The organism is Acinetobacter baylyi DSM 14961 = CIP 107474 (genome assembly GCF_000368685.1).
Classification (GTDB): domain Bacteria; phylum Pseudomonadota; class Gammaproteobacteria; order Pseudomonadales; family Moraxellaceae; genus Acinetobacter; species Acinetobacter baylyi.
On sequence record NZ_KB849628.1, the window covers coordinates 177,614 to 194,000 of the forward strand.

The 16,387-nt window shown below is 37.4% G+C and carries 20 protein-coding genes and 1 pseudogene; 11 read left to right on the plus strand and 10 right to left on the minus strand.

Translation table 11 applies throughout. The features are described 5' to 3' along the window. Positions 1-335 precede the first annotated feature (335 nt). From F952_RS10230 to F952_RS10265, 7 genes and pseudogenes are all read left to right on the plus strand, one after another. On the plus strand, positions 336-1,235 hold the full coding sequence (locus F952_RS10230; protein ID WP_004926978.1) for an AraC family transcriptional regulator: 900 nt from the start codon (positions 336-338) through the stop codon (positions 1,233-1,235). A 154-nt stretch (positions 1,236-1,389) separates the two neighbouring features. Continuing rightward, positions 1,390-2,304 carry an alpha/beta hydrolase gene (locus F952_RS10235; RefSeq protein WP_004926979.1) on the plus strand — a complete coding sequence of 305 codons (915 nt, stop codon included), beginning with the start codon at positions 1,390-1,392 and terminating at the stop codon, positions 2,302-2,304. 177 nt (positions 2,305-2,481) lie between these two features. Next, positions 2,482-3,633 (plus strand): NADH-dependent flavin oxidoreductase, encoded by a 1,152-nt coding sequence (locus F952_RS10240; RefSeq protein WP_004926981.1) that lies wholly within the window; start codon positions 2,482-2,484, stop codon positions 3,631-3,633. A 195-nt stretch (positions 3,634-3,828) separates the two neighbouring features. After that, complete coding sequence (locus F952_RS10245) at positions 3,829-4,557, plus strand: AraC family transcriptional regulator (protein ID WP_004926985.1); 729 nt, start codon at positions 3,829-3,831, stop codon at positions 4,555-4,557. A 150-nt stretch (positions 4,558-4,707) separates the two neighbouring features. After that, positions 4,708-5,623, plus strand: a pseudogene (locus F952_RS10250) (AraC family transcriptional regulator). 367 nt (positions 5,624-5,990) lie between these two features. Continuing rightward, on the plus strand, positions 5,991-6,377 hold the full coding sequence (locus tag F952_RS10260; protein ID WP_004926991.1) for a hypothetical protein: 387 nt from the start codon (positions 5,991-5,993) through the stop codon (positions 6,375-6,377). A gap of 3 nt (positions 6,378-6,380) precedes the next feature. After that, entirely contained in the window at positions 6,381-6,794 is a 414-nt protein-coding gene (locus F952_RS10265) for a hypothetical protein (protein WP_004926993.1), read from the plus strand. 260 nt (positions 6,795-7,054) lie between these two features. On the opposite strand, the gene F952_RS10270 is transcribed toward F952_RS10265, so the two are convergent. Then, positions 7,055-7,249: a hypothetical protein gene (locus F952_RS10270; RefSeq protein WP_004926995.1), complete on the minus strand. Its 195-nt coding sequence runs from the start codon at positions 7,247-7,249 to the stop codon at positions 7,055-7,057. A gap of 112 nt (positions 7,250-7,361) precedes the next feature. Here F952_RS10270 and F952_RS10275 point away from each other — a divergent pair, with 112 nt between their 5' ends. Together F952_RS10275 and F952_RS10280 are read left to right on the plus strand one after the other, a co-directional pair. Continuing rightward, complete coding sequence (locus F952_RS10275; protein WP_004926997.1) at positions 7,362-7,610, plus strand: hypothetical protein; 249 nt, start codon at positions 7,362-7,364, stop codon at positions 7,608-7,610. A 4-nt stretch (positions 7,611-7,614) separates the two neighbouring features. Then, positions 7,615-8,037, plus strand: a complete 423-nt coding sequence (locus tag F952_RS10280) for a hypothetical protein (protein WP_004926999.1) — start codon at positions 7,615-7,617, stop codon at positions 8,035-8,037. A 214-nt stretch (positions 8,038-8,251) separates the two neighbouring features. Here F952_RS10280 and F952_RS10285 read toward each other — a convergent pair whose 3' ends face one another. The 3 genes from F952_RS10285 to F952_RS10295 are packed head-to-tail and all read right to left on the minus strand — an operon-like array spanning position 8,252 to position 9,947. Continuing rightward, positions 8,252-8,566: a hypothetical protein gene (locus F952_RS10285; protein ID WP_004927001.1), complete on the minus strand. Its 315-nt coding sequence runs from the start codon at positions 8,564-8,566 to the stop codon at positions 8,252-8,254. Continuing rightward, positions 8,566-9,723 carry a replication initiation factor domain-containing protein gene (locus F952_RS10290; RefSeq protein WP_004927004.1) on the minus strand — a complete coding sequence of 386 codons (1,158 nt, stop codon included), beginning with the start codon at positions 9,721-9,723 and terminating at the stop codon, positions 8,566-8,568. The genes F952_RS10285 and F952_RS10290 overlap by 1 nt, the downstream gene beginning before the upstream one ends. Then, positions 9,723-9,947, minus strand: a complete 225-nt coding sequence (locus F952_RS10295) for a hypothetical protein (RefSeq protein WP_004927006.1) — start codon at positions 9,945-9,947, stop codon at positions 9,723-9,725. The genes F952_RS10290 and F952_RS10295 overlap by 1 nt, the downstream gene beginning before the upstream one ends. 115 nt (positions 9,948-10,062) lie before the next feature. On the opposite strand from F952_RS10295, the gene F952_RS10300 reads away from it, so the two are divergent. Together F952_RS10300 and F952_RS10305 are read left to right on the plus strand one after the other, a co-directional pair. Next, a complete protein-coding gene (locus F952_RS10300) occupies positions 10,063-10,260 on the plus strand; it encodes a hypothetical protein (RefSeq protein WP_004927008.1) in 198 nt (65 codons plus the stop codon). A 61-nt stretch (positions 10,261-10,321) separates the two neighbouring features. After that, positions 10,322-10,576 (plus strand): hypothetical protein, encoded by a 255-nt coding sequence (locus tag F952_RS10305; RefSeq protein ID WP_004927010.1) that lies wholly within the window; start codon positions 10,322-10,324, stop codon positions 10,574-10,576. Between the two features lie 722 nt (positions 10,577-11,298). Here the strand turns inward: F952_RS10305 and F952_RS10310 are convergent. The 6 genes from F952_RS10310 to F952_RS10340 form a co-directional block, all read right to left on the minus strand. Continuing rightward, a complete protein-coding gene (locus F952_RS10310; protein WP_004927012.1) occupies positions 11,299-12,603 on the minus strand; it encodes a P-loop NTPase family protein in 1,305 nt (434 codons plus the stop codon). Then, positions 12,600-12,878, minus strand: a complete 279-nt coding sequence (locus F952_RS10315) for a DUF2523 domain-containing protein (protein ID WP_004927014.1) — start codon at positions 12,876-12,878, stop codon at positions 12,600-12,602. Before F952_RS10315 ends, F952_RS10310 begins: the two co-directional genes overlap by 4 nt. A 2-nt stretch (positions 12,879-12,880) precedes the next feature. Beyond that, on the minus strand, positions 12,881-14,290 hold the full coding sequence (locus F952_RS10320) for a virulence factor TspB C-terminal domain-related protein (RefSeq protein WP_004927016.1): 1,410 nt from the start codon (positions 14,288-14,290) through the stop codon (positions 12,881-12,883). A 127-nt stretch (positions 14,291-14,417) separates the two neighbouring features. Continuing rightward, positions 14,418-14,687, minus strand: a complete 270-nt coding sequence (locus tag F952_RS10325) for a hypothetical protein (protein ID WP_004927018.1) — start codon at positions 14,685-14,687, stop codon at positions 14,418-14,420. Positions 14,688-15,297: 610 nt separating this feature from the next. Continuing rightward, entirely contained in the window at positions 15,298-15,612 is a 315-nt protein-coding gene (locus F952_RS10335; RefSeq protein WP_004927001.1) for a hypothetical protein, read from the minus strand. Beyond that, on the minus strand, positions 15,612-16,387 hold a 776-nt coding region (locus F952_RS10340; RefSeq protein ID WP_004927021.1), incomplete at its 5' end, for a replication initiation factor domain-containing protein. The genes F952_RS10335 and F952_RS10340, both read right to left, overlap by 1 nt.

Consider the following 16,387-nt stretch of genomic DNA (forward strand, 5'->3'; position numbering starts at 1 on the left):
AGTTCATGAACTAAAAGATTCATACTTTAAAAAAGAATATCTGTGTCTAGCATGGTCTGATGTTTTTTTGACATTTCTAGTTCATATTAATCCACCGTCATTCCTCCTAAACGCGCAATACATTTATTGCAATACTGGAAATTGGGTAATCAAACTTGAATCATATAAGTTATGGTAAAGATAAGGATCTGCGATAAAGGCACAGGCACATGATATAGGGTAATCCCCCCTAAAAATAAAGATGGGCGCTAGTCATAAACATTTTTGCATTGACTAGTTATTAGAGAGATTTATAGTCTTAAAGAAGCAATTGAGATAATAGGGTTTGAAATAGCATGACTTTAATGAATGATCTGAACCCAGTTATAGAAAAGACCAAATCCTTAGCACGTAAAGTTGATGGTCTTGTTAAAAATGAAGATTTTCAAACAGAAATCTCAGGTTTTTCTTTACATAGACGTGTCAACAAACAGTCAATACATTGTATTTATGATTTAGGTCTTGGCGTCATTTTGCAAGGAGAAAAGCAAGTTCTGATTGGTAATGAGATTTTTAGTTATGGGTGTGGACAAACGATGCTCACGACCATTGATTTGCCAGCAGTAAGTCGATTAACTCAAGTCTCATACTCAGAGCCTTTTCTTGGAATGATGCTTAAATTAGATATCGGAATGATTACAGAAATAGCTGGCAGCATGGAGAATATTAACGTTACTTCAAATATCCCATCTTTTTCAATTGAGCAAATGGATTTAGGACTTATCGAAGCCTTGGATCGTTTAGTGGATTTAGTTGAAGATCCCTCATTGATTTCTCAAATAGCACCACTTATACAACATGAGATTATTGTCCGACTATTATTAGGTAAACATGGTGACTACCTAAGAAACTTAATAAAAATAAGCGTGAGTGAGAAAAATATTTTTAAGGTCATTTCATGGTTAAGAAATAATTTTCTAAATGATGTTCGTGTTGATGAGATAGCTGAACAAGCAAACATGACATCGGCAACGTTTAGAAACCATTTTCGCGAAATTACGAGAATGACGCCGTTACAATATCAGAAGCAATTAAGATTGCAGGAGGCTCGAAAGTTGATGCTTATGCAATCTATTGAAATAAGAAGAGTGGCTGAATCAGTCGGTTATGAAAGTCAGTCTCAATTTACAAGGGAATATGTACGTCTATTCGGGATTACTCCTCAAAAAGATCTAAAAGAAAATACAGCCAAGTAATGAGTAGACTCTAAAACAGATATGTTTTGATAATGAAAGCTCGAAATAGGCAAACAATATTTAAAATTAGGCAAATTGAAGAAACGACTTCACCATAGACTGAATTCATCAAGCAAGTGTACTTATTTATTACCGATATTGATGAGGTGAAAAGATGGAATCAGTAAAAATAAAAAATACCTATTGGGATATTGCTGCCGATTTGTATTTCCCTGAAAATTTTGATTCAACAAAAAAATATCCTGCAATTATTAGCGCACATCCTATTGGGAGCTGTAAAGAACAAACTTCTGGTAACGTATATGGTGAAGCTTTGGCAAAAGCTGGCTTTGTAGTCATTGCTTTTGATGCAAGTTTCCAAGGTGAGAGCGGTGGCGAACCTCGCTATATTGAAGATCCAACATTACGTGTTGCAGACTTTAGTGTGGTAGTCGATTATCTGGTGACTTTGAATTATGTTGATGAAAATCGCATTGGCGTACTTGGTATTTGTGGTGGTGGTGGCTATTCAATTAATGCCGCAATGACCGAAAGACGTATTAAAGCGGTTGGTACAATTACCGGTGCAAACTACGGTCGCGTTATGCGTGAAGCCAGCGCAGGCAATCCAATTGCGTTTTTAGAAGCCATTGCAGCTCAAAGAACAGCAGAAGCTCGTGGTGCGGAGCTTCGAGTAGATCAAGGTTTATATCCTACTGTCGAAGCTGCAAAAGCAGACAATGCTGATATTGATCCACTAGAAGCGACTGAATACTACCGTACAGCGCGTGGTGAGAAACCAAATGGTGTAAATAAAACTTTATTTTCTCGAAACGCTGTTGCTGTGGGTTGGGATGCATTCCATTTAGCTGAACTGTTATTAACTCAACCTTTAATGATTATTGTTGGCAGTAAACCGGGTGGTTTCGGTGCTTACCGTGATGGTTTTGAAATTATTAACCGTGCAGCATCTAAAAATAAAGAATTAGTTGTTGTCGATGGTTGGTCACATTACGACTTATATGACAAACCTGAACCAGTAAAAGTTGCTTTAGATAAGCTCATTCCTTTTTATCAAAACAATCTTTAATTGAATTAAAAAAATCGGGGCAATAGTCCCGATTTTTTTACGCCGTTAATTAATTAAACATCTCTTAATCAAGATGTATCTCAGCAGAATAGGCAAATAACTTTTCAGTTTAGGCAATTTGCATCAATCCTCTCAATTTATACTTTTTCTTAGAAAATATTTTTATGAGATGAATTCATGACAATTGAATATTCTAAATTATTTGAGTCTTTTGCTTTAACGCCAGACATTGAATTGCGTAACCGAATCATTATGGCGCCTATGACAACATGGTCAGCCAATCCTGATGGAACTGTATCAGAACAAGAGTTGAATTACATCCGCCAGCGGGTAAATTGTGTTGGTCTGGTCATTACGGGTTGCACCCATGTACAAGAAAATGGGATTGGCTTTACCAATGAGTTTGCAGCATTTGATGATCGCTTTATAGCTAGTCTAAAAGAATTAGCTCAAGCTGCCAAAAGTGGCGGGGCACCAGCAATATTGCAAATTTTCCATGCGGGCAATAAAGCGATACCTGATTTAATTCCAAATGCAGATTTGGTTAGCGCGAGTGCATTAATAAAAACACCTACAGGTTCCTTTGTCGATAGTCAGATGATGACCCGTGCTTTATCACATGAAGAAATTTTAGAGGTTATTCATGCTTTTGGTGAAACGACGCGTAGAGCGATAGAAGCTGGGTTTGATGGCATTGAACTGCATGGAGCACATGGTTTTCTCATTCAAAATTTCTTCTCGCCGTTGTTTAATCAACGTGAAGATGAGTGGGGCGGTTCTTTAGAGAAGCGTATGCGTTTTTCGTTGGAAATCGTAAAAGAAGTAAAAAGTGTAATTAAACAATATGCTAAAAAGCCATTTGCTTTAGGTTATCGGATCTCTGTTGAAGAATATGATGAAAATGGATTGCGAATTGGCGACAGTTTGCAGCTTATTGATCGTTTAATAGACTCAGGTATCGATTATTTGCATGTTTCATTAACTGATATTTTGAATAGTAAACCTGTCGATAGCACTGATGAAAAACTGACTATTCAACGTGTTATAGACCATGTGAATTATAGAATTTCCTTAATCTCGGCTGGAAAAATTCGGACACCGCATCAAGCGTTACAAGCATTAGCACTTGGACTGCCTTTAGTCGCAATTGGTAAAGCACTGGTCATCAATCCAGACTGGGTTATATTGGTAGCAAATCATCAGGCCGATCAGATTTCCACAGAATTAGAGCTTGAAAAAGATGCTGAATTACACATTCCAGATCATTTATGGGATGAAATCAAGATAAGAAAGGGATGGTTTCCTATGCGACAAATAGAGCAGGTCTAATCCTGCTTTAAATAATAGAGGTACTATTATGATTGGTGATGAAAATACGCAAGATATCATTACGTCACTTGCTCATACTGTTGATCGGTTAATTCAGGTCGATGGGGATCATGAAACAGCCATCCCTTTATTATCTCTGCATCGTCGTTCTGAGCCAAGTGTACGCATTATATTTATAACTTGGGTTTAGGAATCGTGTTACAGGGAGAAAAGCAAGTTGTAATTGGTGATCAGATTCTCACGTATTGTGCTGGACAAACCATGCTGACCACGATTGATGTTCCTGTTGTGAGTCATACCCATAATGCAAAAAATCATAAACCGTTTTTAGGTTTGATGTTACTACTTGATTTATCGATGATTTCAAAAGTTGTAACTCAAATGGAGCAACTGAATATCAAAGAAAAAGTACAGCCATCATTTGCGGTACAGCCTATTGATTATGTGTTGATTGAAGCGGTTCAACGATTGGTCACTTTATTAGATGAACCAATTTTACTGTCACAACTATCTCCAATCATACAGCAGGAAATTATGATTCGTCTGTTGGCGGGGGTGAACGGCGTATATTTACGACAGTTAATTAGAGTTGGTTCAGTGAGTGAGAGAGTGGCAAAAGTTGTGAACTGGCTAAAGCAAAATTTTGTTGAAACTATCCGCCTAGATGAGTTAGCGGATAGATTTTATATGAGTTCAGCAACCTTACGTCAGCACTTCCGAGAAGTGACAGGAATGAGTCCATTACAATATCAAAAGCACCTTCGCCTTCAACAAGCACGACACCTTTTGTTTAATCAAAATTTAGAAGTTGGACATACTGCTGATTTGGTCGGTTATGAAAGTGTTTCACAGTTTAGTCGAGAATACGCTCGTTTATTTGGAGCAACTCCACTGAAAGATAAACAAGCTGCCCAGTTATCTTAATTATTTATCTCTCAAGGGACACAGGAAGATACTTGGTCTCTTTAAATTTGGGGGATTAGAACCATATTATTTTTAACTAAACAGTTATTTACTGCATTCAATCCCAATGATAAAAATTATTTTAGTTACTATGCGGATTTAAATATCTTGATACCTGTCTCGCTTACTGAAAGAAGCAAAAATCTAGATCGACTTATTCAAAAGGTCTCACATCTCGCTGAAACTGAGGGGGATCATGATTCTATTATTTCAGGGCTTTCTTTTCATAACCGCATGAGTCCAACTGACAGTACACATTGTATTTACAGCATGGGGCTTAGTCTTGTTTTACAAGGACAAAAAGAAGTCATTATCGGAGATAATGTTTATCAGTGTCATGAAGGTCACAGTATGTTGACCATGATGGATTTACCAGTGACATCACGGATTATTAATGCTTCTTCGCAAAAGCCTTTTTTGGCGGTTTTACTATTATTAGATATTCAAGTAGTGAATGAGCTTGTCGCAAATTTGCCTGTAGAGGCTAAAACGATTATTTCAAATGATTCGCATGAATCCTTCTCAGTCGAATTCGTCGATATATCACTTATAGATGCTGTAATGAGACTGGTGAAAATGCTAGACGAACCCAAAATGATTCCTCATTTAGCTGATTTAGTTAAAAAAGAAATTATTATTAGGCTTTTAAATAGTTCACAAGGTATTTCATTTACGCCAACTGGTAAAGTCTGGTTCGGTAAATCAAAAGATTCATCAAATCGTGAATTGGCTAAAAAGCAATTTCGCACAACCCATCCGTATGGATGAGTTAGCAGAAAGAGTCTTTATGAGTCCATCAACTTTCCGACAGCATTTTCGTGAAGTAACAGGAATGAGTCCATTACAATATCAAAAACAACTGCGTTTACAAGAAGCACGTCATTTAATGCTCAATCATAATTTAGATGCGGGGAGAGCTGCGATTTCCGTAGGATATGAAAGTGCATCGCAATTTAGCCGTGAATATTCTCGCTTGTTTGGAGAGTCTCCGCAGCGGGATATTCAACGAATTAAGCAGAACACATAAAAGATTGTTATCAGCGATTTTACTTCAATTTAGATTTCAAGGGGCTAATTTTTAGAGCTAAAAGACTTGCTAGGAGCCTTAGGCAGGACGTTATGACAAATAGGAGAAAAATTGAGCCTAAGAGTCAGACCAATAAATTTATGTATGTTACGTGTAGTGATATTAAATAAGTTCATCAAAATTAAAATTGAACGAAGGAAATTTAGTTTCCGAATGCTTATGCAACATAGACATTTGAATGACATAACATCTGTCGCAAATGACAACGTATATGTCGCGTGACGAAAAGAGATTGAACTTGAAGTATCATGTACTCAATTTAACATAAAATGAAGTTATGCGACTTCAGAATGATTATAGAGAAAATATGTCTAATAATGATCAAAAACCACAAAAAACTTCTGAAAGATTTATACGTCATATATTAGAAGTTGATCCACAAAAAGTTGATTTAAAATTTATTTTCGATCATGTAAGAAATTATGGTATAGCAGCTACTGTAATGCTTGTAGGTATCTATTTAGCAAGACATCCTGAAACTTCTATGACACTTATTCCAAGTTTTGATATTTTCTGGGCAATATTGTTAATATTTATAGGTTTTTTGCTAAACACCCTTAATCTAGTACAAGCAATTTTAATTTTAGCCAAACTAAAACTTAATATTATTATTTACTTTATTTTTAGTTTTTTATTATTTTTCATTACTGGTAAGTTATTTTTCACATCTATTAGACAAGTTATAGGTTATTAAATTATGAAAATACTTTCTTCTTCTGATGCTGATTTAGGTGGTGTAACTTTATTAACCCATTATTGTTTGTTCAACGATAGTGATTCGATTACACACTTTTCAAGTGATGTTGATTCTGAACTATATCAAGCATTACCGCACTTGTATGCTGTATGTATTTCTGATAACTCTCATGCAAATAGAAAAATTACAGCAGGGTTTGTTGTAAAAACGACTTATACTCATAATGATGCTGAATTTCTTGATGCTTTAACAAATATTGTTGTTCAGAAAAGTGAATTACAACCTTACTTTAATGACCAAGTTTCTTTTCTTCCTGCCAAGATAAATGTAACAGGGCAGCCATTAACTGAAGCTGAATTTTTACAAGTAATGCAGAGCCAGTTTTTAAAATTTAATGTTGATGGTAAAGCTTAATTTTTGACACTCAAAAAAGAGTCCACTTTTTAATGGTGGACTCTTATCATTTTTACATTTCGATAACAAAAAAACTTAAGTCATTATTTTTTAAAGATTTCAAAAAACAAAATTATATATCTTGCATTGCAAGACTATATATCTTGTATATCCAATATATATCATATTCGTTTTTAAAGATTTATCTCAATTTGCCACCCTTTAAACATTAATGAATACTCTCAAACGGGGCATAGGTTCATTGGTGGTTTGAATCTAGATTAATCTATCTTGTCAAGTACTTCTTCGCGATATTTTATAACTTCCTCCGCCTTTAGATTCTTAAGGTGATACTTGATAAGAGCATGAATTACATCAGATTCTTTCATTAAAACTTTTTTCTCAATGACAAACTTCATCAAAGCTTCTTTGATGCTGTCAACTTCGTCATCTCGAATTTTATAAACCTTAGCCATAACTTTGATTCCACGTTAAAAAGTAACTTGGTTTATTTTAAACTTAATTTAAAGTTACTTTTAAAATGATTTAATCCCAACTATAAATTGGTAACTTTTAAATAAGGTAACTATGACTGCTATAGCCTTCAAAAATCATCTCGATTTCATTCAGGCTGCTTTCAATCAAGTTGCCAAGATCGTTGCTGAACATGGTCATCCATGCTTAGACGTATGTTGTCCTGCGGAATCTACAGAACAATGTCTTGAACATTTAGCAGTGGTTGCAAATGACTGGTCGTATGACTATTCACTGATTGATGCCCACTTAGAAACCTATAAAAAAGCCAATGCTGAAATTCGTGAATATTTAGGAGAGTAGGGTGATGGACAAGGCATGTGAACTGATAAATAAAATCCAAGACTTCGATAAAAATATCCATCAATTAACAGAGGTCTATAAACAATCACAATTCATCATGATGGATGAAATTGTCTTAGCTACGGCAGATTCAGAAATTAATTTTGGTGTTTGCCAAAACCTTAAAGACTTCCTAAATGGTGTTGTTCAAAACAAGTTAAAGCACAGCCAAGAATTAATTACAAAAAAACAGAAGCAGCCTAAAGAAAATTCAGTCATTCCAACATTTGAGCATAAAATAGCCAATGTACTAAAAAATACGGTACATCCAACTCAGCAAGGTTCTCAAACCCCAGTTTATAATATGCGGGAAACGATTGACCAAATCTGCATCATGTACCCAGACATTGAAGTCATAGCCACGCAGACTTGCGTAGGCTTGGACTAATACGCAAGTCGAGTAGCGGTCTGATTTCTGCATAACTTATATTATGTTCATTAGGATACTCAGTAACGTGATGTATAATCGTAGATCATCACGTTACTGAGCTGTAGCTGCAAACAGTATTGCGTAGGCTACAGTCTCAGATATTCTATTTAACATAATATACATTATACGAATCTATGTATTGTAAGTCATTGATATACAATGACTTATTGTTTTAAATTATCTTTTTTGGTTGTGGTAATTCAACAGATACAACAACATATTTGATTGATTTACCAGTAGTTACCATGTCAAACGTGATATCCGCTTCAATTGGAAAATCAGACTGTTTGAACTGGCGAAGCAAAGCTATATTTGATGAATCCTGCCAATTGAAAGTCTCACAACCATTGCCGATTGCATTACCTTGAGATAAATCCATTGGGATTTCACAATACAAAGCAACATGGTCATAGTGACGGTTTGAACCGTCAGACGGTTTAAAGTCGACAGCCTTAGCACCTAGAATTTTTACTTTAGATGTATGCATTACATTCTCCGAGCAGTTATAAGCACATGATCCAGCCGTTTTGGATATGCAAGCGGATCAGAGCATGAAATTAAATTGATGAGTTCTTCAGGTTCGAATACTTCTTTGAAGATGTTGATATATTTGCCATATTGATGTTTTAGATTCTCAATGGCAGTCTGGAAATTGATTTGAGCAGTTTTAGAAATTGTCTCAATACGTTCTGGTTGAAGATGTTGAGCTAAATCACGGAAACATGGATATGCAGCTATAAAAAACTCGCTTGGAGCTAGCAACATATCGAACGGTAATACACGATCAATGGACTTAAATTCGACCTCAGCACGTTGCCAATTGTCGTTAGGATCACCCTCAGCGCGTCCCTTTTCGTATAATCTCAAATACTTGCCTGAGTCACGGCTACCAATGCATAGCGTTCTACCTTTACCATTTGGTCGACGCCAGTTGCCTTTATGCTCAATGTTTGGGGCACGGTTTCCAAGTTGAAAACCCCCTAACCCATCTTGCATATTTCCCCAGTCCACACTGATATGTTTACCTTCGAAATCATCGTGAGCTATATCGACACGCGTCAATTTAGGACGTTTAGCTTTAGTCACCAAGAAATTGTAAAGCCTTAATTCCCAACCAGATTTGGCAAAATTACAGCCACGACCATTGATCATGATCAAGACCGTATTTCTTTGGCCACCTATACAGATGAAGCCGAAATCTTCACCAAGTACATAACTTTGCTGATAAAAGTTAAGCCCAGAGTTACGGCAAGATGAAGTAGTAAAACCAAATATATGTTCCAGGTCAGCTTCAAGAGAATCAATTGCAGCAGTATAGCGATGAGTATCAAGAATATATTCATCTTCCTGCCAATACTTATCGCCCATAGTCTCTATGCCGAATGTGAAATTCACCCAGTCAATGACAGCAATTTCATTCTCAGCAGGCATACGGTATTCAACATGCTTAACACCATCATTGGTTAAGATCATGTGAGTTCGAGGAATGGTATATAACGAATGCTGGAAAATCGGGAGATCGGCGTCTTGAGGTTGCGTATCGAATTTCGTTACCCCCATCTTATTAATGGGGGTTGAAACTGCTTTATTTTTCAATCCCCCCGATAATACAGTGGGGTTTGGTTGTTTTTTATACTTATCCATTAGCAAATCCCCATTTCTCTAAATTTATCGTTTTCAGATTTGATTGAATCGCAATAAACCGCAACTTTAGGACTACGGTAGCCCCACTCCGCCATTGTCATTTCGATATGGGAAAGGACAAGCTCGGACTCATAAGCAGGATTGCCCCCAATGATTAGCTGGACTGCCCGATCAAATATGATCTTTGCAACAAACTCGAATGCTTGTTCTTTATCATTAATCATTATTTGACACCCTGACACAGAGAAACATAATTGAACGAAAGTTACCATGAAACACTGTGTCAATGCAACAGGTTATATAATAATGCATCATTGACACAACGACAGTAGGAAAGAAATGGCTTCAGTTCAAATTCGAGTTCAAGAAGATCTTGCTGATAAGATCGAAAATGCTAAATGGGAAATCAAATACAAGCTAAGACTTGAAATACAAAATACTGATGTACTGAATGCCCTTATTTACCATCACCTAAAAGACTTAACCGAAGAAGAAGTACTTGAATATAGAAAGAAATTTCTAGGGAAAGACGAATAAAAAATAATTAAAGAATAAATCGAGTAGCAACCCTACTCGATATTAAAATTTAGGTAATCATATGAAAAAAACTATATTATTCAGTCTATTAATAGCAATAAGTTACAATCTACAAGCGGAAGAAGTAAAAGCTAAGATCACATATACAATTAAAGACAATAGAATTTTATCAATAATAGTTAATTCCAAAGATGAAATTAAAAGACAAAAATGTGAAGAACTAGTTATGAGTAAAGAAGCTAGAGAACTGTTTAAAAAGAAATATGAGCATAGCAATGAAAAATATGCAGTGTTCTATTTTATATGTGAAGACTAATCGATACGCTACGCGCGGAGTCGGGTCGGTCGTCGGCAAGCTCCTCCTCCCTCTCCGCGCTTGCTTCGCATAATGCAGATTGATGTTAAATAACGCCGATTTGCACAAGAAGATTGTTGCAAATCGCCTATGTAACATAATCACGCACACATTATGCGAAATCTCAGTCCTTAAATCTTGAACGAAAAAAAGTATAAAGCAGCATGAAAAAAACACCGAGAAGAATAGAAAGAAGATAAACAAAAAATGTCATATTTTGCCAATCCTTATTTTTTACGTTTACGAATAATCAATAACTTAATTTTCTTCAGGATCTATCCAGGACAAAGATCTCATGGAAGAAAATGCTAATTAAAATCTAAAATCAAATTACTGTCATAATCATGAAACTTTCTAAAGTGGGTGATCAATTGGCCGTACTGGAGAGTACGTCCACAATACTGACATGTTACCCATTTCTTAGTGTAATCATGCAAAAACTCAGAGACTACGCCTTGCTCGGAGACCCTCGCAATTCCCCTGACTGAGTTTTCTTTGTTACTGCTACGGTAGAACATAGAGTCGGTTTTAGTGATCAGTGAAAAAAGGTTCAAATGCTTTGTAGAAACAAAATGATGGTACAAACCAAAGCGTAAATAAGATCGTTGTAAGCAACCAATTTAGCTGTAGATCAAACAGAAAATACAGCAATGAAACATTAAATGTATGCATCATGAGATCACCTAGTTTGAATGTCGATAAGGTTCTGCAACGAGAAAGTTACGTTCTAGCCCATGTTGTACAGAATTGGCTGCAAGGTTCTGATCTTCAAGATACTGAATGTATTTTGCATATTGTTCTGCGGTCATCTTGGGAACAGTTTGCGAAGTATTTTGTTGACCAGAAACCGTACTATTTGCCGTAGTATTTGCCGTAGTATTTGCCTGATTATCGAATGCATTTTGCTGTCCTTGTACGAAGTAATTAAACGGTCTGTCACCAGCTATAATCTTTTTACAATCATCTTGAGAAACATCTAACTTGGTTCCCTGTTGTGAATAGCCTTGCAGCTTGCCATTCTTAGTTGTCATACAGCCCGCCAAGACTGGTTTAGCAGTGACTTGATACTGTATTGAGTTCTGAATGTCGTCATTGTCGAAAGGCTTATTTGGATTGTATTTAACAACGATTGAATTCATATCATTTTGAGTTTTAGCAAGCATGTCATCATTGTTCTTTTTAAGATAAGTCGGGTCATAAGCTTCACGGCATTGTTCAGGCGTCCACTTGAATTGATCGACACATTGTTTCATTTTTGCTTGAACATCGGGAGTGAGCGTCGGATCTGGAGCAGTCTTGTTCGGTTGTTCATTAGAAGATTGTTTTTGATTGCTTGATGTCGCTTGTATCTTGTTTGGGTCAGAGCCTTGTTTGATTAGATAGATTGCAGGTATCAATGCAAGTAAGAGCGTGATAACTACAGCTACAATACCTTTGTTGAAATAACTGCGTTTGTGATGCACGGCATCTGGTTTGATTGATTCATAAAAACCATATAAGTCTGTCGGATGTTGCCAAACATATTTTTCGAACGGAAACATCTTTTTAGTCTTTGTAATATTCGTTTCTGCTTCATGCCAGATGTAAACGCGAGCTGTTTTATCACCAGTTTTCTCCAGGTGAATGTGCTCATTGACCAGACCCAATACATCCTGATTAAGAAAACGTGCACGTTGAGTAATACACCAAATCTCAATACCCCGCTTTCGCATTGTTGTTAGGTCTAGAATCTGTTTATCACGTTTAGAATTATGACGGCTAAACAGTTCTTTATATTGAACTTCATCAAAGATAATCAGTGAGTTATCTTCTACATTTCGCCAGTCAAAATCCGGGGGAACGACAGTTACACCTGTATGTTTAATGCCCGTAATGTCGGTATAGACGAGTCGATCTGGTGTTAAATTCTTGAGCTTGAACAATTGCTCAACTGTCCAGAGTGTTTTACCAGTACCAATACCGCCTGTAATTAATCTAAATGTACTCATTTTAGTTTCACCAATTTAACCGAAGCATTGAGCGTGAGACGAAATACAACAGCACCAATGATCATTGAAAATGCGATATGAAATCCTGAAAGTGCAAGCAGTGCGATTGCGTCAGATGCCATAGAATTAGCTTGCTGTTGAAGTCTTGATATATAGACGTTGAGTGCAGTCAAAATACCCGCAGTTGATGCAAGACCAAGACCCGCACCTAAGAGCATTGTTTTAACTGATTGTTTAAGAAGGTATTCACCCACCAAAGTTAAGATACGCCACATTTTTACTCTCCTCGTCCCATCCAAACACCTGATGCGATCAGGAATGCCATGATGGCGCCAGCAGCGAGAACAAAAGGTTTTACGTTTTCAGCCATCGTGCACCAAGATGTGAAATCCGAGCCAATGGCAGTTGTCTGGCCATTGATGGAAACGGTATTTGCATTAGCAGAGAATGGACAGTAACCAGACCAAGATAAATATTGGGTATTTGGAATATCTGGAACAGTTTCATCGATAGAAACTTTATTATCGTTGTTCGGTAAATTTGGTTCTTCTTTGACAAAGTCATTTAGCTCTTTCGCTTTATCATTGAGTTCGTCTAATTTGTCATTTGTTTGCTGAGCTTTTTTATTTAAATCATCCAGTTTTTTATTGGTGTCTTTGCCGTTTTGATTAATTTCATCAAGCTTGGAATTAGTTATACCAAGCATATCAGTGACTGATTTAAAGCCATCTGCAATCTGTGATTTCATGTCATTCAATGATGATTTAACATCATTGATTGCACTTGTCAGTGATGTCTTTAAATCTGTAATTGATGTTTTAAGTGATGTACCTAACGCATTAACTGCGCTAATAATTCCCGCTGCATCAAAATTGACTGTGACTGATGCTGAACCTCCAGCACCACCAGATCCACCTGCACCACCTGAGCCTCCAGCACCACCAGATCCACCTGCACCGCCATTACCACCGCCTGACCCAGAACCACCAGAACCGCCTGCACCACCACCAGCGCCAGCACCGCCATTGGCACCCGAACCACCATCACCGCCAGAACCGCCATTAGCACCGACACAGTTAATAGTATTGCCTGAAACTGTACAGTTACCCGTACCACCGCTTGAACCACCTGTACCCGAACCAGAGTCACCACCCGAACCAGAGTCACCACCCGAACCACCATCACCGCCTTGAAAATTGGGAACAGGTGTTGATGGTTTAGTATCTGTATTTGGACATGAAGAATCTTTGACAGGGTCACCAAAGACTAGATGCATCGATGGGTCATCACCAGCCATAGCAGGCCCTTTGTATCTACAACCTTGATAACATGCTGTTTGTGATGAGATTGCTTGAGAATAAGATACAGTTTGTTCATATGTCCAAGAATGCCAGCCAGGGACAGAAATAGGGGTCGATGTAACTGTAGATGGGCAAGAAGTTGATAAGGTTACTGTTCCGAAACCACCTCCAGCTCGTTGACAAGCCGAATTATTAGCAGTGATATTTCCGCTGGGAGAAGCAGAGTCAGGATATTTGCTGTTCTGTGTATTCCACAGATTTACACAAGCTTGAATTGCTGTTGAACCAGTTACAGAGCCACTTGAATTTGTTGCAACGTAGTCAGCGAATACATGAGAAGCAAAAGTACTTATTATTATAAAAAACAGATATTTGATTAATCTCATCGCTTAGCCCTCAGATTAAGCAATGATGATGAGGAATCCGATCAATGCTGCAATTAGGTAGAGTAGGTTCATTTAATTAACCTCATATAGAAAACCTACCCATACGAATATGAGTAGGTAATTGGAATCAGCGACCGATGAATCCGAGAATCTTGCGATAACCCCACATCATCAATGACGGTGTCGCTTTAATTGCAAAGACACCAGCAGCAGCAGCACCAAGACCGCCGATGGCTAATGTGCCAATATCAACATCACCGTCAGCAGCTTTGGCAGCAGTAGCACCCAACACGGCAACTGATGTCACTGCTGCAATGTTGGTTAACTGGTCAATGCGATGTTGGGTTTTGGTTTTTGGTGCATATTGAACTTGTTGTTCGTTGTTTTGATTTTCCATAGTGTTACTCCCAGAGCGTTATGCTCTATCTTCGATGAACTTAAGTAGGGCTCTATAGCCCCAACAGGTTAGCCAGAAAACAACCACCTCAGTTATGATCTGGTTGATGTCTGACCTTGAAAGTTGGTTCAACTCGTCAAGCCATGAGACTTGCAAAATTGACCATTGCAAGCATTGGTTTGTGGCTTGATCAACTAAATCACATACCTTTGCCATTTCTTTGAATCCTTACGTAATAGCGGAATTTCATTCGCTGATAAGCTTTGAACAGCATGTAAAACTGTGCTGCTATACCAAGCAGAAAATAAAACCAGACTATGTACGTCATTGTTATTTGTCCCGATGTATAAATAAGCCAATAATGAACGCGATCATTGCAGCGCAAATGATGAGTACAAGTAGCCAGTCTGCTGATGTCATGATCTACCCCTTGCACTGGTAATAATGAACACAATACTCAGCATGAACGCTGAATGTTTGACCGCATTTCTTGCATTTATATAGAGCTTGTGTCATTATCATTATTACCGTAAGTTATTGATTTATTTACATATTATACATTATACGAATCTATGTATTGTAAGTCATTGATATACAATGACTTATTGTTTTAAATTATCTTTTTTGGTTGTGGTAATTCAACAGATACAACAACATATTTGATTGATTTACCAGTAGTTACCATGTCAAACGTGATATCCGCTTCAATTGGAAAATCAGACTGTTTGAACTGGCGAAGCAAAGCTATATTTGATGAATCCTGCCAATTGAAAGTCTCACAACCATTGCCGATTGCATTACCTTGAGATAAATCCATTGGGATTTCACAATACAAAGCAACATGGTCATAGTGACGGTTTGAACCGTCAGACGGTTTAAAGTCGACAGCCTTAGCACCTAGAATTTTTACTTTAGATGTATGCATTACATTCTCCGAGCAGTTATAAGCACATGATCCAGCCGTTTTGGATATGCAAGCGGATCAGAGCATGAAATTAAATTGATGAGTTCTTCAGGTTCGAATACTTCTTTGAAGATGTTGATATATTTGCCATATTGATGTTTTAGATTCTCAATGGCAGTCTGGAAATTGATTTGAGCAGTTTTAGAAATTGTCTCAATACGTTCTGGTTGAAGATGTTGAGCTAAATCACGGAAACATGGATATGCAGCTATAAAAAACTCGCTTGGAGCTAGCAACATATCGAACGGTAATACACGATCAATGGACTTAAATTCGACCTCAGCACGTTGCCAATTGTCGTTAGGATCACCCTCAGCGCGTCCCTTTTCGTATAATCTCAAATACTTGCCTGAGTCACGGCTACCAATGCATAGCGTTCTACCTTTACCATTTGGTCGACGCCAGTTGCCTTTATGCTCAATGTTTGGGGCACGGTTTCCAAGTTGAAAACCCCCTAACCCATCTTGCATATTTCCCCAGTCCACACTGATATGTTTACCTTCGAAATCATCGTGAGCTATATCGACACGCGTCAATTTAGGACGTTTAGCTTTAGTCACCAAGAAATTGTAAAGCCTTAATTCCCAACCAGATTTGGCAAAATTACAGCCACGACCATTGATCATGATCAAGACCGTATTTCTTTGGCCACCTATACAGATGAAGCCGAAATCTTCACCAAGTACATAACTTTGCTGATAAAAGTTAAGCCCAGAGTTACGGCAAGATGAAGTAG